Consider the following 22,123-nt stretch of genomic DNA (forward strand, 5'->3'; position numbering starts at 1 on the left):
GTCTCGAAAGCCGGGACAGGCCGCGCAGACGCATGCCTGCCTCACACCGGCATCAGCGCCCAGTAATCGAGGTCGAGCAACACATGCGGGAGATATTTTCCCGTCTCGTCCTTGAGATCGAAGGACACGGGCTCCGACGTCGCAACCAACCGCAGGCGGAGCGCCCCGACCCCCGGCGCCCCGGTTTCGGCCTTGTCCAACACCTCTGACCAAGCGCGCACTGTTGTTCCACTGAAACACGGATTGGCATGTGCCCCGCCGTTCAGGCCGGCGATCATCTGCGCGTTGGCAAGCCCATTGAAGGACAGCGCACGCGCCATGCTGATCACATGTCCTCCGTAAACAAGACGAGCCCCATCAGATCGAAACGTGGAATCGAAATGCACCTTGGCGGTGTTCTGCCAGAGCCGCGTCGCCATCATGTGCTCGGCCTCTTCGATGGTTACACCATCCACATGGTTGATCTTTTCGCCGATCAGGTAGTCGCCGAACCGGTGCTGCTCTCCTGCGAGGTCAAAATCATAGTTGGTAAAATCGAGTCCCTTGGGGATCACGAGCTCCTCTGCGGGAACCGCAGTTTGCAAATCGGGCACCACGGTGTCCGGTGCGGCCGCATCTGGGTCGCGTTTGCGGACCATGACCCAACGGACATATTCCATGACCAATTCGTCATGCTGATTGCGCCCGCGAGTGCGGACCCAGACCACTCCCGTCTTGCCGTTCGAGTTCTGCTTGACCCCGATCACCTCGGACTCTGACCGCAACGTATCGCCAGGCCAGACCGGGGTGATCCAGCGCCCCTCGGCATACCCCAGGTTGGCCACCGCGTTCAGCGACACGTCCGGCACGGTTTTGCCAAAGACCACGTGAAACGCGATCATGTCGTCCAGAGGGCTGAACGGCAGGCCGCAGGCCTGCGCAAACTGGTCCGAGGAATAGAGCGCATGGCGCGCCGGGTAGAGGGAATGATACAGCGCACGCTCTCCGGCCTTCACCGTCCGCGGCACCGCGTGGCGGATCACCTGCCCTACTGCGTAATCCTCGAAAAAGCGGCCTGCGTTGGTCTTGGTCATGCGTCACCTCGTGGACCGGGCACCTGCCCGGCGTTTTCTATTGCTGCCCCAGCTTCATCTCCGGGCTATAGGGGGTATCGACCTCCTTCGTCACCGCCTGTCCGCAGCGCATCACGCCATTGGCAGCGTCGTAGGCATAGGTGGGATCGCCATAAAGCGCCCACCCGTTGCCCAGCGCCTCGGACACCTTGTGACAAAAGGCAGATGTGTCGTCTTCGGTTAAAAAGCGATAGATTTTCATGACTTACCTCGGAAACGGCCAAACGCCGAGCCATGCGTGAATCGCGGCGATCACCCCGAACGCGACAAGCGTGATCACGACGAGAAGCACATCCTTCTTTGCCGCGCCCGGCTCCGGGCGGTCCCAGACAGGTTCGGCGCGATTGATCAGAATGACCTCGATCACAGCCCAGGCCAACAAGCCGCCGAACAGGATGATGGAGGCGACATCACCATTGACCAGCAGGTGGGCCACCGCCCAGATTTTAACGGCGGTCAGTTGCGGGTGCCGCATCTTGCCGCGCAGGCGTCCGGTGGTGGCGCTCATGCCGAAGACGAAAATGGCGATCAGCATCAGCAGATTGTTCACGTGCACAAGGAATGCCGGCGGATACCAGACGGGGATGAACTCCGCCCCGCGATAGCCCCAGATCATCAGGCCGAGACTGATCAAAAGCACGACAGTGACCATGGTCTTGCCGCGGTCGCCCAACGCAGCGCGCTGCTCTGGCATGACGCGTTTGAAAATATGGGCCCCAACCCACAACAGAAGACCGAGAACTAGAAGACCCATCATGGCTTACCCCGCTTGGATGGTTTCGATTGCCTCTGCTTTTGCCAGTATTTCACGGGCCGTGGCAACGTGAAGATTTTCAACGATCTTGCCATCGACGACGGCAACGCCCTGTCCGCCTGCTTCCGCCGCCTCGAAGGCCGCGATCTGGCGGCGGGCCAGATCAATCTCATCCGGCGTCGGCGCAAAGGCGGTGTTGGCGATATCCACCTGCGCCGGGTGGATCAGCGTCTTGCCGTCAAAACCCATGTCGCGGCCCTGTGTGCATTCCCTGGCCAGTCCGTCATCATCCTTGAACGCATTATAAACGCCATCGACGATCACCAGACCTTCGGCCTTGGCGGCAAGCAAACAGATCGAAAGCGATGTGAGCATCGGAAGCCGGTCGGCGCGGAACCTTGTCTGCAAGTCCTTGGCAAGGTCATTGGTGCCCATCACCATGCCCGCCAGCTTTGGATGCGCGGCAATCTCGGCCGCGTTCAGCATCCCGCGCGGCGTTTCCATCATCGCCCAGATCGGCAAGTCGCCCGTTATCGCGGCCAGCGCATCAAGTTGCGCGGCGCATTCCACCTTGGGCAGCAGCACCGCATCACACGCCATACCCGCGACCGCCTTTGCGTCATCGCGGCCCCAGTCTGTGTCCAGGCCATTGATCCGCACGATCCGCACCCGTGCGCCATAACCGCCCTGGGCCAATGCGTCTTGCAAGGTGGCCCGTGCAGCCGGCTTTTCCTCGACCGTAACCGCATCCTCCAGATCGAAGATGATGGCATCCACCGGAAGGCTCCGCGCCTTGTCCAGGGCGCGATCCCTTGATCCGGGAATGTAGAGAACCGAACGATATGGGCGGCTGCGCATGTCCATGGCAATCTCCTTGGCATCTGGACGAAAGATTATTGCGCCGAAGAGCTACATTTTCGTGTAAAAATTGCAATAGGAGATTTGCCGCATCGCAGCAAGTGCAGTGACATCCCGGTACTGCGGGCGCGGCGTTAACCAAATGTAAGATCCTGCGCCGGACGATTTGCCAATCACAGCCAAAACGGGGGAAGGCAATGAAACAGGATTTTTGGAAAATGACGATGCTGGGCATCGGGGCGCTTCTGGCCTCGGCCTCGCTCTCTCAAGCGCAGCAGACCTGCGCGCCGCGCGATCAGGTGATCGAACGGCTCACCAGCACCTATGGCGAAACCCGGCAAAGTATCGGGCTGGGCCAGAACAACGCGATGGTCGAGGTTTTTGCCTCCACCGATACCGGCACATGGACCATAACGGTCACGACGGCCAACGGCATGACGTGCCTTGTCGCCAGCGGCCAGGCGTTCGAACGTTTGGCCCGGACACGGGCGGTCCCGTCCAAAGACGCCTAGCCAGGGTCCAGCAGCTAGGCCACGGCGTCCCAGATCAATTTCGACCCGGTGACCGTCAAAAGAACATAGGTCAAACCAAAGAACACGCGTTCGGGGACAATGTGATGGCCCCGAACGCCCAGATACGTCCCCAGAATGGCAACCGGGGCCAGAGCCAGGTTGAGTGTCAGCGTTTCAAAGGTGAAAAAGCCCATCGCGGCATAAATGCCCGCCTTTATGACATTCATCGCCCAGAACACGATCACGGTCGTCGCCTGAAACGCGGTCTTGCTCAGCCTCCGACCAAGCAGATAGACCGCCGCAACGGGACCGCCCGCATGGCTGACGAAGCTTGTAAAGCCCAGCGCCACACCCGCAGTCACCCCCGCCGTTGGCGACAGCGCTCGCTGCCCCAAACGGAAAAAGCCGACAACCTGCGTCAATTGCCACAGAACGAAACCGATCGAGATCCCGCCGATGAGCAAGCGGATCACGTCGTCATCCGCCCATTCAAAGAACAGCGCGCCCAGGATCGTGCCCGGCACACCGCCCAGAAGAAGCAGACGGGTCTCCGGCCAACTCCATTTTCCCCAATAGGCTGGAAGGCTAGCCACATCGATCAGCATGAGCAGAGGCAGCATGATCCCCAGCGCGATCGACGGCTCGACCACAAGTGCCAGAATCGATGCGCTGGCAAAGGCCGCACCGGAACCAAAGCCCCCCTTGGAGACCCCGGCAAACAGCACGGCAGGCGCGCCAATCGCAAAAACTGTCCAGCTCAGAACATCCATTCCAGCCCCGCTTTCCTAGGGAATATCATCGACATATCCGGTCATTCCCTGCTCCGCCAGCCGGGACATGCGTCGTCGCCGCTCTTGCGAAACCGCAATTGTCGAACTAGCACGATCCAAACTCAAAACGGACCGGAGACAAATTCCATGGCCAGACCCAAGATTGCCCTTATCGGCGCGGGACAGATCGGGGGCACTCTCGCCCACCTCGTGGCACTAAAAGAACTGGGCGACGTCGTGATGTTCGACATCGCCGAAGGCACGCCCGAAGGCAAGGCGCTGGATATTGCCGAATCCGGCCCCTCCGAAGGGTTCGACGCTAAGCTGAAAGGCACGCAGGACTATGCCGACATTGCAGGTGCGGATGTGTGCATCGTCACCGCCGGTGTGCCGCGCAAGCCGGGCATGAGCCGGGACGACCTGCTGGGCATCAACCTAAAGGTGATGAAATCCGTGGGCGAAGGTATCGCCGCCAACGCCCCCGACGCGTTTGTGATCTGCATCACCAACCCGCTCGATGCGATGGTCTGGGCACTGCAGAAATTTTCGGGCCTGCCGGCGGAAAAGGTCTGCGGCATGGCCGGGGTTCTGGACTCAGCGCGCTTCCGCCACTTTCTGAGCCTAGAATTCGACGTGTCGATGAAAGATGTCACCGCCTTCGTGCTTGGCGGTCACGGCGATACGATGGTGCCGCTGACCCGCTATTCCACCGTTGCCGGTATCCCGCTGCCCGACCTGGTCAAGATGGGATGGACCACGCAGGACAAGCTTGATGCGATTGTTCAGCGCACCCGCGACGGTGGCGCCGAAATCGTCGGTCTGCTCAAGACAGGGTCTGCCTTCTACGCGCCCGCGACATCCGCCATAGAAATGGCCGAAGCCTATCTCAAGGACCAGAAGCGTCTTCTGCCCTGTGCCGCTTATTGTGACGGCGCGTTTGGCCTTAATGGGTTTTATGTCGGTGTGCCCACCGTGATCGGCGCAGCCGGGATCGAGCGGATCGTCGATATCAAGCTGATGAAAGAAGAGCAGGCGATGTTCGACAATTCGGTGAACGCGGTCAAAGGCCTTGTCGAGGCGTGCAAAGGCATCGACGAAAGCCTCGCGTAACCATCTTTGGAAGATCAATGGAAAGCGCCCCGCGACACGTCGTCGGGCGCTTTTTCTGTCAATGGCCCGATGGCCACGTTTCGTCTTATTCCGGCAGTGCATGAACGTCCGGTGGTGTGGGTGGATATCTTTCTGTACTTTCACGCGCGAGGACCCGTTCTGGGGTGCGCTGCCCCCATCGCTACCAAATTTCCGGAAATTTTACAGATTCGTATACCTCCGCCCTGCAAGACAAGGCGCCACGCGGGACCGGCATATTTTGTGATCACACGATTTTTCTGTGTGATCACAAATGTCGCTTTTTTCGCCCTATTGCCGCTCCGCGTCAAAAAAACCGTTAAAGTGAGGCGGTATACACTCTTATATCGGCAAAAATCGCAGCAACAAACGGGACAGTTGATCGATGAACATTCACGAGTACCAGGCAAAAGCCCTGCTACGCAGCTACGGAGCCCCGGTGTCGGATGGCCGCGTGGTTCTGAAGGCCGAAGAGGCCAAGACCAAGGCAAGCGAAATGGACGGCCCGCTCTGGGTGGTGAAGGCGCAAATTCACGCTGGCGGCCGCGGCAAGGGCACGTTCAAAGAAGGCAGCGCCGGCGAAGCGGGTGGTGTGCGTCTCACCAAATCGGTCGAGGAAGCCGCAGAGGAAGCCAAGAAGATGCTTGGTCGCACGCTTGTCACCAAACAGACAGGTGACGCGGGCAAGCAGGTCAACCGCATCTACATCGAGGACGGATCGGGCATCGAGACCGAGATGTATCTCGCGCTGCTCGTGGATCGCCAGACCTCACGCGTGTCGTTTGTCGCCTCCACCGAGGGTGGCATGGATATCGAGGAGGTCGCGGAAAACACACCCGACAAGATCCTGAGCTTTTCGGTCGATCCCGCCACCGGCTACCAGCCTTTCCACGGCCGCCGTATCGCCTTCAACCTTGGCCTGACCGGCAAGCAGATCAAACAATGCGTCGCGCTGATGGGCACGCTTTACAAGATGTTTGTCGAAAAAGACATGGAGATGCTCGAGATCAACCCGCTGATCGTCACCGATGCGGGTGATCTGAAATGTCTGGATGCCAAGATGGGCTTCGATGGCAACGCGGTCTACCGCCACCCCGACATCGCCGAGCTGCGCGATACAACGGAAGAAGACCCCAAAGAGCTGGAAGCGTCCAAGTACGACCTCAACTACATTGCCCTGGACGGCGAAATCGGCTGCATGGTGAACGGCGCGGGGCTTGCCATGGCCACCATGGACATCATCAAGCTGTACGGCGCCGAGCCTGCCAACTTCCTTGACGTTGGCGGTGGTGCAACCAAGGAAAAGGTGACCGAGGCGTTCAAGATCATCACATCGGATCCGCAGGTCCAGGGCATCCTGGTCAACATCTTCGGCGGTATCATGCGCTGCGACGTGATCGCGGAAGGCGTTGTCGCGGCCGTGAAAGAGGTGGGTCTCAAGGTTCCACTGGTTGTGCGCCTGGAAGGGACGAACGTCGAAGAGGGCAAGAAGATCATCAACTCCTCCGATGTTGACGTGATCGCCGCCGACGATCTCAAGGACGGCGCGCAAAAGATCGTGAAAGCGGTCAAGGGCTAAGCGTAGGGTGCGTGTTGACACGCACCTTTGTGACGGAATTTCAGGTGCGTAACATTGCGCATCCCACATTAGGAGAACGCCACATGGCTGTCCTCATCGACGAAAACACCAAAGTCATCTGCCAGGGCCTCACCGGAAGCCAGGGCACGTTCCACACCGAACAGGCCATCGCTTATGGCACCAAGATGGTCGGCGGCGTGACGCCCGGCAAAGGCGGGCAGACCCATCTCGACCTGCCGGTCTTCAACTCGGTCCACGAGGCCAAACACACCACGGGCGCGAATGCTTCCGTGATCTACGTGCCGCCGCCCTTCGCCGCAGATTCCATCCTCGAGGCGATCGACGCCGAGATGGACGTGATCTGCTGCATCACCGAAGGTATTCCGGTGATGGACATGATGAAGGTCAAGCGCGCGCTGGAGACCTCGAACTCCATCCTGATCGGCCCGAACTGCCCCGGTGTCATCACACCCGACGCCTGCAAGATCGGCATCATGCCGGGCCACATTCACAAGCGGGGCACCTGCGGCGTGGTTTCGCGCTCGGGCACGCTGACCTATGAGGCGGTCAAGCAGACCACCGATGTGGGTCTGGGCCAGTCCACCTGCGTCGGCATCGGTGGCGACCCGATCAAGGGCACCGAGCATATCGACGTGCTGGAATGGTTCCTTGCTGACGACGAGACCGAAAGCATCATCATGATCGGGGAAATCGGTGGCTCTGCCGAAGAGGAAGCGGCGCAGTTCCTCGCCGATGAAAAGAAGAAGGGCCGCTGGAAACCGACCGCCGGGTTCATCGCAGGCCGCACCGCGCCTCCGGGCCGCCGCATGGGCCACGCTGGCGCGATTGTCGCCGGTGGCAAGGGCGGTGCCGATGACAAGATCGACGCGATGAAGTCTGCCGGCATCGTTGTGGCCGAGAGCCCTGCAGGTCTTGGCGAAGCGGTTCTGGAGGCAATCAAGGCATAACGTGTGGATGGGCAATATGCCCATCACACCCACGCCAAAGGAGTCGACAAAGATGACGATGGATTTCCAGACGTCCATTCGCACCTGCCTGTTGCAGAAATATGCCACCTTTCAGGGGCGGGCATCGCGGTCCGAATATTGGTGGTTCTTTCTCGCCTTCATTATTGGCGGTCTGATCACCCAACTGATCTGGTGGGTGCTTTACCTCGTCTATATTCTTGCCGTGATCTGCCCGATGCTCGCGGCGGGGTATCGGCGATTGCAGGATACCGGCCGGCAGGGGTGGTACATCTTTATCCCTTTCGGTCTGAGCCTGATCACAACGCTGCTCACGCCAACCATGCCCGATCCCGATGCGATGGCCACCGGGCAAATGCCGAACATGGGGAACATGGCGCTGCTGTCGGTCGTTGGCATTGTGCAGATAATCGTCAGCCTCCTGTTCCTGTGGTGGCTGACACGCCCGTCCGAGCCTGAAACCAATGCCTATGGCCCCCCGCCGGCACAAAACGCCTGATATCGTCTGCCCCAAGAAAAAAAGGTTGCGTCATGACAGACCAGAGCCCAAACGATCATTTCCGCGCCTCGAGCTTCCTGCAAGGGCACAACGCGGCCTATCTGGAACAGATGTACGCGCGCTATGCAAACGATCCGAATGCCGTCGATGACGCATGGCGGACGTTCTTCAAACAGCTGGGCGACGATGACACCGCTGTCAGAAATGACGCGACCGGCCCAAGCTGGGCGCGCAGCGATTGGCCACCGACGCCAAATGATGATCTGACAGCCGCGCTTGACGGCCAGTGGCCCGTGGTCCCGGCCGAAGCCAAGGCCGCCGGTGACAAGATCAAGGCCAAGGCCAAGGAAACCGGTGTCGAGGTCACCGACAACGCGATCCAGCGCGCCGTGCTGGACAGTATCCGTGCGCTGATGATCATTCGCGCCTACCGCATCCGGGGGCACCTTGCTGCCGACCTGGATCCGCTGGGAATGCGCGAACAGACGCCGCATCCCGAGCTGGACCCCAAATCCTACGGGTTCACCGACGCCGACATGGATCGCCCGATCTTCATCGACAACGTTCTGGGCCTTCAAATCGCGTCGATGCAGCAGATACTGGATATCGTGAAACGCACCTATTGCGGCACCTTTGCGCTGCAATACATGCATATCTCGGACCCCGAGCAATCCGCATGGCTGAAAGAGCGGATCGAAGGCTACGGCAAGGAGGTCGCCTTTACCCGTGAAGGCCGCAAGGCGATCCTGAACAAGATGGTCGAGGCCGAAGGCTTTGAAAAGTTCCTGCATGTCAAGTACATGGGCACCAAGCGTTTTGGCCTTGATGGCGGCGAAAGCCTGATCCCGGCGATGGAGCAGATCATCAAGCGCGGGGGCTCGCTGGGTTTGAAAGAGGTCGTCATCGGCATGCCGCATCGTGGCCGCCTGTCGGTGCTGGCCAACGTGATGCAAAAGCCCTATCGCGCGATCTTCAACGAATTCCAGGGCGGCAGCTTCAAACCCGAAGACGTGGATGGATCGGGCGATGTGAAATACCACCTCGGTGCCTCGTCGGACCGCGAATTCAATGGCAACTCCGTACACCTGTCCCTGACTGCCAACCCCTCGCATCTCGAGGCGGTGAACCCGGTGGTCCTGGGCAAGGTGCGCGCGAAACAGGATCAGTTCAAGGACACCGAACGCAAGCAGATCCTGTCGGTCCTGCTGCACGGAGATGCGGCCTTTGCCGGACAGGGTGTCGTGGCCGAATGTTTCGCGCTCTCGGGCCTGCGCGGACACCGGACCGGCGGCACGATCCATATCGTCGTGAACAACCAGATCGGATTTACCACGGCGCCGCACTTCTCGCGCTCCTCGCCCTACCCCACAGACAACGCGCTTGTGGTCGAGGCGCCGATCTTTCACGTCAACGGGGACGACCCCGAAGCGGTGGTTCACGCCGCCAAGGTCGCGACAGAGTACCGGCAGAAATTCGGCAATGACGTTGTCATCGACATCTTCTGCTATCGCCGCTTCGGCCACAACGAAGGCGATGAACCGATGTTCACCAACCCGTTGATGTACAAGAAGATCAAGCAGCAGAAGACCACCCTGTCACTCTACACGCAACGGCTGATCAAGGATGGCTTGATTCCCGAGGGCGAAATCGAGGACATGAAGGCCGCGTTCCAGTCCTACCTCAACGATGAATTCGAGGCGGGGCGGAATTACAAACCGAACAAGGCGGACTGGCTGGATGGCCGCTGGTCGCATCTCGACCAGCACGAACGGGACAAGTATCAGCGCGGCAAAACCTCGATCACGCCGGAAACATTGGCGGATATCGGCAAGGCGCTGACCACCCCGCCCGGGAAATTCACCCTTCACAAGACGATCAACCGCCTGCTCGACACCCGCAAAGAAATGTTCAAATCCGGAGAAGGCTTCGATTGGGCCACCGCCGAAGCGATGGCCTTCGGCTCGCTTCTGACCGAAGGCTACCCGGTACGGCTCTCGGGTCAGGACAGTACACGCGGCACGTTCAGCCAGCGGCACTCTGCCCTCGTCAACCAGGACAACGAGGATCGCTATTATCCTCTCAACCACATCCGCGAGGGGCAGGCGCGCTACGAAGTGATCGACTCGGCCCTGTCGGAATACGCGGTCCTGGGCTTCGAGTATGGGTATTCGCTGGCCGAACCCAACGCGCTGACCCTATGGGAGGCGCAGTTCGGCGATTTCGCCAACGGCGCGCAGATCATGTTCGACCAGTTCATCAGCTCCGGCGAAAGCAAGTGGCTGCGCATGTCGGGTCTCGTCTGCCTGCTGCCGCATGGCTATGAAGGGCAAGGCCCGGAACACTCGTCGGCCCGTCTGGAACGCTTCCTTCAGACCTGCGGACAGGACAACTGGATCGTCGCCAACTGTACGACACCAGCCAACTACTTTCACATCCTGCGCCGCCAGATCCACCGTGACTTCCGCAAGCCGCTGATCCTGATGACGCCGAAATCGCTTCTGCGCCACAAGCTCGCCGTGTCAAAGGCGGATGAGTTCACCACCGGGTCGAGCTTCCACCGCGTTCTGTGGGACGATGCGCAATACGGCAATTCGGACATCGAATTGGCGGCCGATGACAAGATCAAACGCGTCGTGATGTGCTCCGGAAAGGTCTATTTCGATCTGCTGGAGGAACGTGACGCACGCGGCATCGACGATGTCTACATCATGCGGTTCGAACAGTTCTATCCGTTCCCGGCGATCTCTGCCGTCAAGGAACTCGAACGCTTCCCGCAGGCGGAAATGATCTGGTGCCAGGAAGAGCCCAAGAACCAGGGTGCCTGGACCTTCATGGAGCCGAACCTGGAATGGGTGCTGGGCCGGATCAAGGCCAGGCACGCCCGCCCGCGCTATGTGGGCCGCGCAACATCGGCTTCGCCCGCGACGGGTCTGGCCAGCCAACACAAAGAACAGCAAGCGGCGCTCGTGAACGAGGCGCTGACGATTGAAGGGACCAATCAATGACCACCGAAGTGCGTGTACCAACTCTGGGCGAATCCGTGACAGAAGCCACGGTTGCCACGTGGTTCAAGAAGCCGGGCGACAGCGTCGCGGTCGATGAAATGCTCTGCGAGCTGGAAACCGACAAGGTCACCGTCGAAGTGCCGTCCCCCGCCGCTGGAAAGCTTGCGGATATCGTCGCCACGGAAGGCGACACTGTCGGTGTCGATGCGCTCCTGGCCAATATCGCCGAGGCAGGAGAGGCTGGCGCAACTCATCCCGAAGTACGCGCGTCCGAGAAAAAGGCGGCGCCCGCCAAGAAAGAGCCGGCCCCGGCCCAGCAAGAGGGTGGCGACTCCATCGACGTGATGGTGCCGACCCTTGGAGAATCGGTATCCGAGGCGACGGTTTCGACCTGGTTCAAGAAGGTTGGCGACACCGTGGCACAGGACGAGATGCTGTGCGAGCTGGAGACAGACAAGGTCTCCGTCGAAGTCCCCGCTCCCAGCGCCGGAACACTGTCCGAGATCAGTGCCGAGGAAGGCAGCACCGTCGAAGCCGGCGGCAAGCTGGGTGTGATTGGCGGCGGTGACGGGGCCGCGGCCTCTGCCTCCGCGCAGGAAGTGGCGCCCCCCCCCGCGGCACAGCCCAGCGATACACGCAGCGGCGATGTCGAAGACGCACCCTCCGCCAAGAAAGCCATGGCCGAAGCCGGTGTCAGCCGCGATCAGGTTCAGGGGTCGGGCCGGGATGGCCGGATCATGAAAGAAGACGTGGCCAAGGCGGTCGCCGCAGCGTCGTCAACTCCGACACAAAGCGCGGCACCCCAAAGCGCGCCGCGCGGACCTGTTTCGGCCGATGACGCTTCGCGCGAGGAACGGGTAAAGATGACCCGCCTGCGCCAGACCATCGCTCGCCGCCTCAAGGATGCTCAGAACACCGCCGCGATCCTGACCACCTATAACGAGGTGGACATGACCGAGGTGATGGCGCTGCGCAGCCAATACAAGGACCAGTTCGAGAAGAAGCACGGGGTACGGCTAGGCTTCATGTCCTTCTTCACCAAGGCCTGCTGCCATGCTCTGAAAGAGGTGCCCGAGGTCAATGCCGAGATCGACGGCACGGACATCGTCTACAAGAACTTCGTCCACATGGGCGTCGCCGCCGGCACGCCGCAAGGCCTGGTGGTCCCGATCATCCGCGACGCCGACGCGATGGGCTTTGCTGCGATCGAGAAGGCCATCAACGAAAAGGGCAAACGCGCCCGCGACGGCAAGCTGTCCATGGCGGAAATGCAGGGGGGCACCTTCACCATCTCGAACGGGGGTGTCTACGGGTCGCTGATGTCCTCACCGATCCTCAACCCGCCGCAATCGGGCATTCTTGGCATGCACAAGATTCAGGATCGCCCGATGGTGGTGAACGGCGAGATCAAGATCCGCCCGATGATGTACCTCGCCCTCAGCTACGACCACCGCATCGTCGACGGCAAGGGCGCCGTGACCTTCCTCGTGCGCGTCAAGGAAGCGCTGGAAGATCCGCGTCGGTTGTTGATGGATTTGTGAGGACGGCGCGTGCAAGCACGTCCCCTGCCATGGTGCAGGGTGCGTGATCTCACGCAATTAATGGTGCCTACAACATGACCCCCGAACTCACCGCCCTTACCCTCGCCGCCCTTTTGCAGATCCTTCAGCTCGTGCTCTACTCGATCGTCGGTCAGAAACAGGTCGGCACCAGGGCAGCAATGAAGCCGCGCGACACGCCTGTGCAACTCACCGGCACAGCAGGCCGCCTGCAACGCGCGATGGACAACCATTTCGAAGGGCTGATCCTCTTTGGCGTCGCCGTCATGGTCATCACCTATTCCGGACAGAACGATGGCACGACGGCAATTGCCTGCGCGATCTATCTCGCCGCCCGCGTTCTTTACATCCCGGCCTATGCCTTCGGGTGGGTGCCCTGGCGGTCGGTGATCTGGTCCGTTGGTTTTCTGGCCACGCTCTACCTGCTATTGACTGCCCTTATGTAGCTTCATCTTGCCCGTAAACTCCGGGGGAGTCGCCGGCACGGCGACGGGGGCAGCGCCCCCTGCCCCGACCCAACACAAAGGACACCGCAAAATGGCACAATACGACGTCATCGTCATCGGCTCCGGCCCCGGCGGCTATGTGGCCGCGATCCGCTGCGCGCAGCTTGGCCTCAAGACCGCCTGCGTCGAGGGCCGGGAGACGTTGGGCGGCACGTGCCTCAACGTCGGCTGCATCCCGTCCAAGGCGATGCTGCACGCCACGCACCAGTTGCACGAGGCCGAACACAACTTCGCCAAGATGGGACTGAAAGGCAAAAGCCCCTCCGTGGACTGGAAGCAGATGCTGACCTACAAGGACGAGACCATCGAGGCCAACACCAAAGGCATCGAGTTCCTGTTCAAGAAAAACAAGATCGATTGGCTCAAGGGGTGGGGATCGGTGCCGCAGGCCGGCAAGGTCAAGGTTGGCGATGACACGCATGATGCCAAGAACATCATTATCGCGTCCGGCTCCGAAGCGTCGAGCCTGCCGGGGGTCGAGATCGACGAGAAGGTCGTCGTCACCTCCACGGGCGCGCTCGAACTGCCGAAGATCCCGAAGAAGATGATTGTCATCGGTGCGGGTGTAATCGGTCTGGAACTTGGCTCCGTCTACAGCCGTCTGGGCACCGAGGTCGAGGTGATCGAATTCCTCGACACCATCACCCCCGGAATGGATGGAGAGGTTCAAAAGACGTTCCAGAAGATTCTGCAAAAGCAGGGTCTGAGCTTCACTCTCGGAGCGGCGGTGCAGAAAGTCGACGCGAGCAAGACCAAGGCGAAGGTCACTTACAAGCTGCGCAAGGATGACAGCGAACAAACGCTTGATGCAGACGTCGTGCTCGTCTCGACCGGGCGACGCCCCTTTACCGACGGGCTGGGACTCGATGCGTTGGGCATCGAGATGTCGCAGCGCGGACAGATCAAGACCGACGCGCACTGGCAGACCAACGTCAAGGGCGTCTATGCCATCGGCGACTGCATCGACGGTCCGATGTTGGCCCACAAGGCCGAGGATGAGGGCATGGCCTGCGCCGAGGTCATAGCCGGCAAGGCGGGCCATGTGAACTACGGTGTCATTCCGGGTGTGATCTACACCCATCCCGAGGTGGCCAATGTCGGCCATACCGAAGAAGAGCTGAAAGAGGCCGGGCGCAATTACAAGGCCGGCAAGTTCAGCTTCATGGGCAATGGCCGCGCCAAGGCGAATTTCGCGGCTGACGGGTTCGTGAAGATCCTCGCCGACAAGGACACGGACCGGATCCTGGGGGCACATATCATCGGTCCGATGGCAGGTGATCTGATCCACGAGATTTGTGTCGCCATGGAGTTCGGAGCGTCGGCCGAGGACCTTGCCCTCACATGCCACGCGCATCCGACCTATTCGGAAGCGGTGCGCGAGGCCGCCCTCGCGTGCGGGGACGGCCCGATCCATATGTAAACGGAAAGGACAACGCGGCAAGCCGTTTCGAAACGGCTTGCCTGAAGCGCGTTCAAACGCGCTTACACACGCGGTTTGCAAACCGCGTGTGTAAGGTCCTTCGAAGGACCTTTCCTGCCCCTGATGAAAGCGGCGGCGCCCTGTTTCGGGCTGCCATGCGCTTTTGACGACAGACCGCCTGCAGTTTGGTCACAATCGCCCGTCGTGGGCGCGCACCGTCGTCTTGGCCCCAAGGATCACCGACCGGACGGCGATCTGCGGAGCATGCATCGGGTCGAGCCGATTATTTCCCTTCCCGTCGGGTTGCAGAGGTGTTCTACATCAGCCTTCTTGCTGATGACGGCGGGTCCTGTGGCACGCGCCGTGCCGGGTCGGTCTTTGCTTCACTCTTGCGCCACATGGCCCCGGGCCTCGGCGTTCAAACGGTTGGATGCGGTTTCAATCCGGTCTTCCAGCAGGGGCAGAAACATGCTGCGCGGCAAACCCGGAGGAATCGGATCGAGGAATTCGACAACAGCCGTGCCGGGTCTGCGGTAGATCCCGCGCTTGGGCCAGAACAGCCCCACATTTGTCGCCACCGGAACGCAAGGCTGGTTCAACTGATCGTAGAGCACCGCTGTGCCGACCTTGTAGGGGGCCTTGACCCCCGGGGCGACCCTTGTGCCCTGCGGATAGATGATCAACTGCCCGGGTGTTGCCGCGCCGCTTTCCACTGCCTTGACCATCTGCTTGATGGCCGCGCCACGTTTGCCGCGATCCACGGGAATACACCCTATGCGCAGCGCGTATTGCCCGACGACGGGCGCGTACATGAGAATGCGCTTCATGATGAACTTGCCAGCCGGCAGGGCTGAAAAGACCAGAAACACATCCAGAAAGCTCTGGTGCTTGGACGCGATGATACACTTGTAGTCCGGCGCCGCACCGCGAATTTCGGTGCGAAGCCCGATCATCCATGGCGCGGCCCAGCGCACGAACAGGCAGACCGCCATACTGCCTGCGCGCGCCCCCTTGCGGGACAGCATCGCCCAGGGAAACAGGACCAGACCGACAACGGCGATCGACAGGTAGACCGCGCTGATGAAGATCAGCGAACGCACCCATTGAACCGCGTAAGCCATCACGCCAATTCCCCCAGGACCCGGCGTGCGGCGTATTGCGTGGCGATGAACGCGACCAGCCCAGAGAGCGGCGGGATCAGCATGACCCAGACCCAGCCCCATCCCTGGAGTCTCAGGTCGGTCAGGAACCCGGTTGCATCATCCTGCGCCGGGATCAGGAACAATGATGCGATGCCGAAAAACGTGCCGAACGCGGCCCCGGTCAGCGCCCGCAGCGCGAATCGGCGGACAAAGGCGCTGGCAATGTAGGTGTCCTTCGCCCCGACCAGCCGCAAAACCGCGATCACCTGCGCATTTGCGGCAAGCGCGGCATTAGCCGCAAGCGTGACCATCGCCGCCGTTGCCAGCGCGATCAGAAGGGTCGATGCCCAGCCAAGCAACCTTAGCCGTGCAGCGGCGTCGATCAGCGGGCGGCGCCAGCGGGCGTGATCATCGAGCACGGCTGCGGGGGCCTCTGCCGAAAGGCGCAGGCGCAGGCCCGCGGCGTCATAGCCCTCATCACTTTCGGTGATGTCGATCAGTTGCGGCAGCGGCAGATCCTCGACCGGCAGGGTTGCGCCGAACCAGGGGCTCAGCAGCGCGCGCTGCTGGTCCAGCGACAGCGCCCGCGCCTCTTCGATGCCGGGCGTCGTCCGCAGAACGCGCAGCGCCGCCTCGGTCTGGGTCGCGGCTTCGCCAGCGGGCGCCGAGATGCGCAGGGTCGACGATTGCGCCAGTTCGTCCCCCCATCGATCCGCGACACGGCCCGCTGCCGACGACAGCGCCAGCGCGAACACGGCAAGAAAGGCCATTGCAAAGGCGCTGAACACGGTCAGCCGGGCGGTAAAGCCGGTGGGCGGTACCACGCGATCGGCCTTTTCGTCGAATTGCAGCATCTTGGCCATGGCGCGCGGGTTTAAGGTCACAGATCCGCCCCCGCCACCTGCAAACGCCTGTTCGAGATGCGCAGAACACGGGTCTGCACCTGTGCCTTGGCGGCGCGGATCAGGCCGAGATCATGCGTGGCGACAAGTACCGTCTTGCCCATGCGGTTCAACTCGACCAGCAACATCAGCAAGCGCTGCGACATGTCCCAGTCGATATTGCCGGTGGGTTCATCCGCGAGGATCACATCGGGCGACATAATCACGGCGCGCGCCAATGCCGCGCGCTGGCGTTCACCACCGGACAGTTCCGGCGGCACGGCATCGGCGCGCGCGGTCAACCCGACCCAGGCCATGAGCTCTTTCAGATCGGCCTCGTTATCGGCGACATCCTGACCCGAGACGGCCAGCGGCAGGGCAACGTTTTCGGTGACCGGCAGATGGTCAAGAAACTGGCAATCCTGGTGCACGACGCCGATCTTGCGCCGCATCAGCGCCACGTCATCCCGGCTCAGGCCACGCACGTCGCGATCGAACAGGCGCACGTGCCCGGATGTCGCCTGAAGCGCGCCGTAACAGAGCTTGAGGAACGTGGTCTTCCCCGATCCCGACGGGCCGGTCAGGAAATGGAACGATCCCGGCGGAACGCTCAGGGTCATGTCTGTCAACAATTCACCGCCGCCATAACTGTAGGCCACGTTTTCCAGCTCGATCACGGCGGTCTTGTCCCTGCCTTTTGTTCGGCGTAGTTGTGCCTGAGCATCGTTGCGGTTTCAATCCGGCGGACGGTCCAGAATTGTGTTTAACACGAACAATCGCGCGCCTATGGTGCTTTGAACGGTGGGTATAGACATTGGCCGCCAGTTGTGGGCCAATGAGACGGGGGCAACAGGCAATATGCGGCTGACATGTCCGAGCTGCGGGGCGCAATACGAAGTCCCGGATGACGTGATCCCCGAAGATGGGCGCGACGTGCAGTGTTCCAATTGCGGCAACACGTGGTTTCAGCAGCCCGACACCAGCAACAGCCCAGAGGCGTTCGAAGCCGACGCGGCCGCGCCCAAGGATGCTGTGTGGCACCCGGAAGTTGAAAACGATATCGATGACATGCCATCGGTCAACACCGGGGCAGCGCCGGGCGACACACCGCCGAAACGGCGCGAGCTCGATCCGTCGGTCGCGGATATCCTGCGCGAAGAGGCCGAGTTCGAGGCCCGCACGCGACAGTCCGAGGCCGGCTCGCTGGAAGATCAGCCCGATCTGGGCTTGCAGGAACCGGAAGACGAGTCCGCGAAACGCGCCCGCCAGGCGGAAGACCGCATGCGCAAGCTGCGCGGTGAGGACGCGCGGGCTGCCCCCGCTACCGCGGATCGCCCGCGATCCCGCGGGGACATGCTTCCCGATGTAGAGGAAATCAACCAGACCCTGCGCTCAAGCTCGGACCGGCAGGAAGTGCGGTCGGTTCAGGCTGATCTGGACGAGGATGATGATCCCTCCGGCGGCTTTGGCCGTGGCTTCTTCCTTGTGCTCGTCATTTTCGCCATAGCCGCGGGGCTCTATGTCTTTGCTCCGCAGGTGGCAGACGCCCTGCCGCAATTGCAGGCGCCTCTCGATACATATGTTTCGATGATCGACACCGTGCGGACGTGGCTCAATGCACAGGTCGCGTCACTGATGGAGATGGTCACCGGCGGTGCCGCGGATGTGCCCACAGCCGAGCAACCGGCGCAGGGGGATGGGGATGCGACACAGGCCGCGCCGGCCACCGACGGGTCCGGTTCGTAATATCCCCGGTCCGGCGTCACCGACACAGGTCCGGACGGTCGGATTCAGCCATCTGGACTTATGGGTGAATGCCATCTGGCCCTAACGTGCCTTCCCCGATCCGATCAAGATACTCAAAGCGGGGCCAAGCGGGCAGACCCAGATACCTGATTCCCAGACGGAGGTGATCCCATGGACGGCACATTGACCCAAAACGACCTCAGCCATGTGGTCGAGGCCGACAAAGCCCACGTGTGGCACCATCTGATCCAGCATAAACCCTTCGAGGCGAATGATCCCCGGATCATAGTCGAAGGCAAAGGCATGCGGGTCTGGGACCAGAAGGGTAAAGAGCATCTCGATGCCGTGTCAGGCGGGGTCTGGACGGTGAACGTGGGCTATGGCCGCGAAAGCATCGCCAAGGCGGTCTACGACCAGCTCCTGAAGCTCAATTATTTCGCGGGGTCCGCCGGGTCGATCCCCGGTGCGCTTTTCTCGGAAAAGCTGATTTCCAAGATGCCGGGATTGGCCCGGGTGTATTACACGAACTCCGGATCCGAGGCGAACGAGAAAGCCTTCAAGATGGTCCGCCAGATCGCCCACAAGCGCTATGGCGGCAAGAAGCACAAGATCCTGTTCCGTGACCGCGACTATCACGGCACGACCATCGGCTGCCTGTCGGCCGGCGGCCAGGACGAACGCAACGCGCAGTATGGTCCCTTCACGCCCGGTTTCGTGCGCGTGCCGCATTGTTTGGAATACCGCGCTGCTGATCAGGGCGCCCCGACCGAGAGTTACGGCGAATGGGCCGCCGACCAGATCGAGGCGGTGATCCTTCGCGAAGGGCCGGATACCGTGGGCGCGCTCTGTCTCGAACCGGTGACGGCGGGTGGCGGCGTGATCCCGCCGCCCCAGGGATACTGGGAGCGTGTGCAGGAAATTTGCCGCAAGTACGACATCCTGTTGCATATCGACGAGGTTGTCTGCGGGCTGGGCCGCACTGGCACATGGTTCGGATACCAGCATTACGGCGTGCAGCCCGACATGGTCACCATGGCCAAGGGTGTCGCTTCGGGCTATGCTGCGATTGCGTGTCTTGTCACGACCGAGGACGTGTTCTCGATGTTCAAGGACGACCACGAGGACCCGATGAATTACTTCCGCGATATCTCGACCTTTGGCGGCTGCACCGCCGGGCCGGCGGCCGCGATGGAGAACATGCGGATTATCGAGGATGAAGGGTTGCTCGAGAACACCACGGCGATTGGGGAATACATGCTGGACCAACTGCATGGCCTGGCGGACAAGCACGCCGTGATCGGCGATGTCCGCGGCAAGGGCCTGTTCCTCGGGGCCGAACTGGTCGAGAACCGCGAGACCCGCACTCCAATGGCGGAAAAGCGTGTGCAGAAGGTGGTCGCCGACTGCATGCAACAAGGCATCATCATCGGGGCCACGAACCGGTCCCTGCCCGGTTATAACAACACGCTGTGCTTCAGCCCGGCCCTGATCGCGTCCAAGGACGATATTGATCAGATCATCACCTCCGTGGATGACGCGTTGGGCCGCGAATTTGGGTGACTGACCCTTTGATCCCGGCCCAGCGCGTCAACCGCGCTGGGCCACCATCTTGACCTGCCGACCTAAGACAACACACCGCGACCGATATCGCCGCCATGAGTGGACATGCGGCGCGTTCGACGCCGCCGCGCGGCAGAGCGTCCCGGCGGCCCCCATGTCGGCACGTTCCGGCAGGCGACCCGTTACAAGGGGCGCTGCCGCGGCATGGCGCGGGTCTCGATCCTCGACAGCGAACAGCCCATAGTGAAAGCCGCGCGTCCCGCGCTGGCTGGATCGGGGTAATTTCGATATGCACGGGCATCAGGTCGCCGCGTTCTCGGACATATCGCCAAGATTGCGGGCACCTGATGTGACGGAGGTGGTTCACTTCCATGAATTCTCGGCACGTACATGGTTTGATCGCGTCATCTGTGTTTCAAGCACGCAGTGCAACGCCAGATCATCGCGACAGTACAAGAGGTTTCCGAATGACGATCCTGACCTACGACTGCACAGCCTTCGACGGGCAGAAGCCGGGCACCTCGGGCCTGCGCAAGAAAACGCGGGTGTTCATGAAACCCGGTTATCTTGAGTGTTTCGTTCAGTCGATCTTCAACGCGATCGGCGGAGTTGCGGGCAAAACGCTGGTTGTCGGGGGGGATGGTCGGTTCTTCAACGCCGAGGCGATCCAAACGATCCTGCGCATGGCGGCGGCCAATGGCGCAGAGTGCATGATTGTCGGGCAAGACGGTCTAATGTCGACACCCGCGGCGTCGCACCTGATCCGCAAGCGCGGCGCGGATGGCGGGCTGATCCTGTCGGCAAGCCATAATCCCGGTGGCATCGACGCGGATTTCGGTCTCAAGTTCAACACTGCCAATGGCGGGCCTGCGCCAGAATCGGTGACGGATGCAATCTTCGAGGCGACCAAGACCATCGACCATTACAAAACGCTTGATACAGCGGACATCGACCTGACCGGTATTGCCGAAACCGCGCTTGGCGACACGCGGATCGAGATCGAGGACCCGGTGGTGGATTACGCCATGCTGATGGAAGAGCTGTTCGATTTCGACGCGCTGCGCGCCTTGTTCGAAAGTGGTTTCACCATGCGTTTCGATGCAATGCACGCCGTGACAGGCCCCTATGCGAAGGCACTATTCGAAGACCTGCTTGGCGCGCCTGACGGCACGGTGATGAACGCTGTGCCGTCCATGGATTTTGGCAAGGGCCACCCCGACCCCAATCCGATCTGGGCCAAACCGCTGGTCGATCTGGTCATGTCCCCGGACGGGCCGGATTTCGCCGCCGCGTCGGACGGGGATGGCGACCGCAACATGATCCTCGGCAAGGGCATCTATGTCACGCCGTCAGACAGCCTTGCCGTACTGGCGGCAAACGCGCATCTGGCCCCTGCGTATGAACGCGGGATCGCCGGAATCGCCCGATCCATGCCAACCAGCGCTGCGTGTGACCGCGTGGCAGACGCCTATGGGATCGAATGTTTCGAGACACCGACGGGATGGAAATACTTTGGCAACCTTCTGGACGCCGGGCGGGTGACACTCTGCGGAGAAGAAAGCGCTGGCACGGGCAGTGACCACGTTCGCGAAAAAGACGGGCTCTGGGCGGTTCTGCTTTGGCTGAACATCCTCGCGGTGCGTCGCATGTCGGTGAAAGACGTTTTACTGGACCATTGGCAAACCTATGGCCGCAATTACTATTCCCGGCACGATTATGAGGCGCTGGATACTGGCACGGCACAGGAGTTGATCGCGGATCTGACCGACCGGCTGGACAGTCTCGCGGGGCAGAGCTTTGGCGCCTGCACCGTCACCAAGGCAGACATCTTCTCCTATTTCGATCCGGTCGATGGCGCACAGAGCCACAATCAGGGGCTGCGTATCTTTTTCGAAGGCGGCAGCCGCGCGGTATTGCGCCTGTCCGGCACGGGAACCGACGGGGCGACACTTCGCGTGTATCTTGAACGGTACGAAGGGCCGGCGGGCGATTTGACCCTCACACCCCAGATCGCGCTGCACGAGATTGCCACGGCAACGGCAGAGATCACCGGACTGGCAGTGCGAACCGGTCGGACCGCGCCGGACGTCATCACCTGAGACAGGC

21 protein-coding genes are annotated in these 22,123 nt (G+C 61.2%); 13 read left to right on the forward strand and 8 right to left on the reverse strand.

The annotated features are described in order from the left end of the window. Positions 1 to 41 precede the first annotated feature (41 nt). Genes LCF59_RS06670 through LCF59_RS06685 form a run of 4 tightly spaced genes read right to left on the reverse strand, consistent with a single transcriptional unit; the run spans position 42 to position 2,730 of the window. Positions 42 to 1,073 carry a MaoC family dehydratase gene (locus LCF59_RS06670; RefSeq protein WP_292286673.1) on the reverse strand — a complete coding sequence of 344 codons (1,032 nt, stop codon included), beginning with the start codon at positions 1,071 to 1,073 and terminating at the stop codon, positions 42 to 44. A gap of 37 nt (positions 1,074 to 1,110) precedes the next feature. After that, a complete protein-coding gene (locus tag LCF59_RS06675) occupies positions 1,111 to 1,314 on the reverse strand; it encodes a DUF1737 domain-containing protein (protein WP_292286674.1) in 204 nt (67 codons plus the stop codon). Between the two features lie 3 nt (positions 1,315 to 1,317). Then, complete coding sequence (locus tag LCF59_RS06680) at positions 1,318 to 1,866, reverse strand: NnrU family protein (protein ID WP_292286809.1); 549 nt, start codon at positions 1,864 to 1,866, stop codon at positions 1,318 to 1,320. Between the two features lie 6 nt (positions 1,867 to 1,872). Continuing rightward, positions 1,873 to 2,730, reverse strand: coding sequence for a CoA ester lyase (locus tag LCF59_RS06685; protein WP_292286675.1), 858 nt, complete (start codon positions 2,728 to 2,730; stop codon positions 1,873 to 1,875). A gap of 191 nt (positions 2,731 to 2,921) precedes the next feature. Between LCF59_RS06685 and LCF59_RS06690 the strand changes: the two genes are divergently transcribed. Beyond that, a complete protein-coding gene (locus tag LCF59_RS06690; protein ID WP_292286676.1) occupies positions 2,922 to 3,236 on the forward strand; it encodes a hypothetical protein in 315 nt (104 codons plus the stop codon). A gap of 14 nt (positions 3,237 to 3,250) precedes the next feature. Here the strand turns inward: LCF59_RS06690 and LCF59_RS06695 are convergent, their stop codons facing one another. Continuing rightward, positions 3,251 to 4,006 carry a sulfite exporter TauE/SafE family protein gene (locus LCF59_RS06695; RefSeq protein ID WP_292286677.1) on the reverse strand — a complete coding sequence of 252 codons (756 nt, stop codon included), beginning with the start codon at positions 4,004 to 4,006 and terminating at the stop codon, positions 3,251 to 3,253. A gap of 147 nt (positions 4,007 to 4,153) precedes the next feature. On the opposite strand from LCF59_RS06695, the gene mdh reads away from it, so the two are divergent. From mdh to lpdA, 8 genes are all read left to right on the forward strand, one after another. Continuing rightward, entirely contained in the window at positions 4,154 to 5,116 is a 963-nt protein-coding gene (gene mdh, locus LCF59_RS06700) for a malate dehydrogenase (protein WP_292286678.1), read from the forward strand. Positions 5,117 to 5,519: 403 nt separating this feature from the next. Continuing rightward, positions 5,520 to 6,713, forward strand: coding sequence for an ADP-forming succinate--CoA ligase subunit beta (gene sucC, locus LCF59_RS06705; RefSeq protein ID WP_292286679.1), 1,194 nt, complete (start codon positions 5,520 to 5,522; stop codon positions 6,711 to 6,713). Between the two features lie 83 nt (positions 6,714 to 6,796). Next, positions 6,797 to 7,681: a succinate--CoA ligase subunit alpha gene (gene sucD, locus LCF59_RS06710; protein WP_292286680.1), complete on the forward strand. Its 885-nt coding sequence runs from the start codon at positions 6,797 to 6,799 to the stop codon at positions 7,679 to 7,681. 16 nt (positions 7,682 to 7,697) lie between these two features. After that, positions 7,698 to 8,198: a DUF805 domain-containing protein gene (locus LCF59_RS06715; RefSeq protein ID WP_292286681.1), complete on the forward strand. Its 501-nt coding sequence runs from the start codon at positions 7,698 to 7,700 to the stop codon at positions 8,196 to 8,198. A gap of 32 nt (positions 8,199 to 8,230) precedes the next feature. Next, positions 8,231 to 11,203 carry a 2-oxoglutarate dehydrogenase E1 component gene (locus LCF59_RS06720; protein WP_292286682.1) on the forward strand — a complete coding sequence of 991 codons (2,973 nt, stop codon included), beginning with the start codon at positions 8,231 to 8,233 and terminating at the stop codon, positions 11,201 to 11,203. Continuing rightward, positions 11,200 to 12,744: a 2-oxoglutarate dehydrogenase complex dihydrolipoyllysine-residue succinyltransferase gene (gene odhB, locus LCF59_RS06725; RefSeq protein WP_292286683.1), complete on the forward strand. Its 1,545-nt coding sequence runs from the start codon at positions 11,200 to 11,202 to the stop codon at positions 12,742 to 12,744. The genes LCF59_RS06720 and odhB overlap by 4 nt, the downstream gene beginning before the upstream one ends. Before the next feature lie 74 nt (positions 12,745 to 12,818). Next, a complete protein-coding gene (locus tag LCF59_RS06730) occupies positions 12,819 to 13,208 on the forward strand; it encodes an MAPEG family protein (RefSeq protein WP_292286684.1) in 390 nt (129 codons plus the stop codon). 91 nt (positions 13,209 to 13,299) lie between these two features. Next, the gene (gene lpdA, locus LCF59_RS06735) at positions 13,300 to 14,688 is read left to right on the forward strand and encodes a dihydrolipoyl dehydrogenase (protein ID WP_292286685.1); all 1,389 of its coding nucleotides are present in this window, start codon (positions 13,300 to 13,302) and stop codon (positions 14,686 to 14,688) included. Between the two features lie 383 nt (positions 14,689 to 15,071). Here the strand turns inward: lpdA and LCF59_RS06740 are convergent, their stop codons facing one another. From LCF59_RS06740 to LCF59_RS06750, 3 genes are read right to left on the reverse strand one after another with little or no spacing between them, the layout of a single operon-like run. Further along, a complete protein-coding gene (locus tag LCF59_RS06740; RefSeq protein WP_292286686.1) occupies positions 15,072 to 15,809 on the reverse strand; it encodes a 1-acyl-sn-glycerol-3-phosphate acyltransferase in 738 nt (245 codons plus the stop codon). After that, positions 15,809 to 16,684, reverse strand: a complete 876-nt coding sequence (locus LCF59_RS06745; protein ID WP_292286810.1) for an FtsX-like permease family protein — start codon at positions 16,682 to 16,684, stop codon at positions 15,809 to 15,811. Before LCF59_RS06745 ends, LCF59_RS06740 begins: the two co-directional genes overlap by 1 nt. A 26-nt stretch (positions 16,685 to 16,710) precedes the next feature. Then, positions 16,711 to 17,388, reverse strand: a complete 678-nt coding sequence (locus tag LCF59_RS06750; RefSeq protein WP_292286687.1) for a cell division ATP-binding protein FtsE — start codon at positions 17,386 to 17,388, stop codon at positions 16,711 to 16,713. A gap of 181 nt (positions 17,389 to 17,569) precedes the next feature. Here LCF59_RS06750 and LCF59_RS06755 point away from each other — a divergent pair, with 181 nt between their 5' ends. The 4 genes from LCF59_RS06755 (at position 17,570) to LCF59_RS06770 (ending at position 22,116) form a co-directional block, all read left to right on the forward strand. Further along, positions 17,570 to 18,457, forward strand: a complete 888-nt coding sequence (locus LCF59_RS06755) for a zinc-ribbon domain-containing protein (protein WP_292286688.1) — start codon at positions 17,570 to 17,572, stop codon at positions 18,455 to 18,457. A 171-nt stretch (positions 18,458 to 18,628) separates the two neighbouring features. After that, on the forward strand, positions 18,629 to 20,017 hold the full coding sequence (locus LCF59_RS06760; protein WP_292286689.1) for an aminotransferase class III-fold pyridoxal phosphate-dependent enzyme: 1,389 nt from the start codon (positions 18,629 to 18,631) through the stop codon (positions 20,015 to 20,017). Positions 20,018 to 20,122: 105 nt separating this feature from the next. After that, entirely contained in the window at positions 20,123 to 20,299 is a 177-nt protein-coding gene (locus tag LCF59_RS06765) for a hypothetical protein (RefSeq protein ID WP_292286690.1), read from the forward strand. Between the two features lie 185 nt (positions 20,300 to 20,484). After that, entirely contained in the window at positions 20,485 to 22,116 is a 1,632-nt protein-coding gene (locus LCF59_RS06770) for an alpha-D-glucose phosphate-specific phosphoglucomutase (RefSeq protein ID WP_292286691.1), read from the forward strand. The last annotated feature ends 7 nt before the right edge of the window (positions 22,117 to 22,123 follow it).

The organism is Marivita sp. (genome assembly GCF_020055675.1).
Lineage (GTDB): Bacteria > Pseudomonadota > Alphaproteobacteria > Rhodobacterales > Rhodobacteraceae > Marivita.

Coding starts and splice junctions, on each gene's coding strand:
- LCF59_RS06715 (WP_292286681.1), top strand. CDS start 7,698: ATGCCCATCACACCCACGCCAAAGGAGTCGACAAAGATGACGATGGAT.
- LCF59_RS06690 (WP_292286676.1), top strand. CDS start 2,922: ATGAAACAGGATTTTTGGAAAATGACGATGCTGGGCATCGGGGCGCTT.
- sucC (WP_292286679.1), top strand. CDS start 5,520: ATGAACATTCACGAGTACCAGGCAAAAGCCCTGCTACGCAGCTACGGA.
- LCF59_RS06740 (WP_292286686.1), bottom strand. CDS start 15,809: ATGGCTTACGCGGTTCAATGGGTGCGTTCGCTGATCTTCATCAGCGCG.
- LCF59_RS06695 (WP_292286677.1), bottom strand. CDS start 4,006: ATGGATGTTCTGAGCTGGACAGTTTTTGCGATTGGCGCGCCTGCCGTG.
- LCF59_RS06730 (WP_292286684.1), top strand. CDS start 12,819: ATGACCCCCGAACTCACCGCCCTTACCCTCGCCGCCCTTTTGCAGATC.
- LCF59_RS06755 (WP_292286688.1), top strand. CDS start 17,570: ATGCGGCTGACATGTCCGAGCTGCGGGGCGCAATACGAAGTCCCGGAT.
- LCF59_RS06760 (WP_292286689.1), top strand. CDS start 18,629: ATGGACGGCACATTGACCCAAAACGACCTCAGCCATGTGGTCGAGGCC.
- odhB (WP_292286683.1), top strand. CDS start 11,200: ATGACCACCGAAGTGCGTGTACCAACTCTGGGCGAATCCGTGACAGAA.
- LCF59_RS06745 (WP_292286810.1), bottom strand. CDS start 16,684: ATGCTGCAATTCGACGAAAAGGCCGATCGCGTGGTACCGCCCACCGGC.
- LCF59_RS06685 (WP_292286675.1), bottom strand. CDS start 2,730: ATGGACATGCGCAGCCGCCCATATCGTTCGGTTCTCTACATTCCCGGA.
- LCF59_RS06670 (WP_292286673.1), bottom strand. CDS start 1,073: ATGACCAAGACCAACGCAGGCCGCTTTTTCGAGGATTACGCAGTAGGG.
- LCF59_RS06770 (WP_292286691.1), top strand. CDS start 20,485: ATGACGATCCTGACCTACGACTGCACAGCCTTCGACGGGCAGAAGCCG.
- lpdA (WP_292286685.1), top strand. CDS start 13,300: ATGGCACAATACGACGTCATCGTCATCGGCTCCGGCCCCGGCGGCTAT.
- LCF59_RS06675 (WP_292286674.1), bottom strand. CDS start 1,314: ATGAAAATCTATCGCTTTTTAACCGAAGACGACACATCTGCCTTTTGT.
- LCF59_RS06720 (WP_292286682.1), top strand. CDS start 8,231: ATGACAGACCAGAGCCCAAACGATCATTTCCGCGCCTCGAGCTTCCTG.
- mdh (WP_292286678.1), top strand. CDS start 4,154: ATGGCCAGACCCAAGATTGCCCTTATCGGCGCGGGACAGATCGGGGGC.
- sucD (WP_292286680.1), top strand. CDS start 6,797: ATGGCTGTCCTCATCGACGAAAACACCAAAGTCATCTGCCAGGGCCTC.
- LCF59_RS06680 (WP_292286809.1), bottom strand. CDS start 1,866: ATGGGTCTTCTAGTTCTCGGTCTTCTGTTGTGGGTTGGGGCCCATATT.
- LCF59_RS06765 (WP_292286690.1), top strand. CDS start 20,123: ATGCGGCGCGTTCGACGCCGCCGCGCGGCAGAGCGTCCCGGCGGCCCC.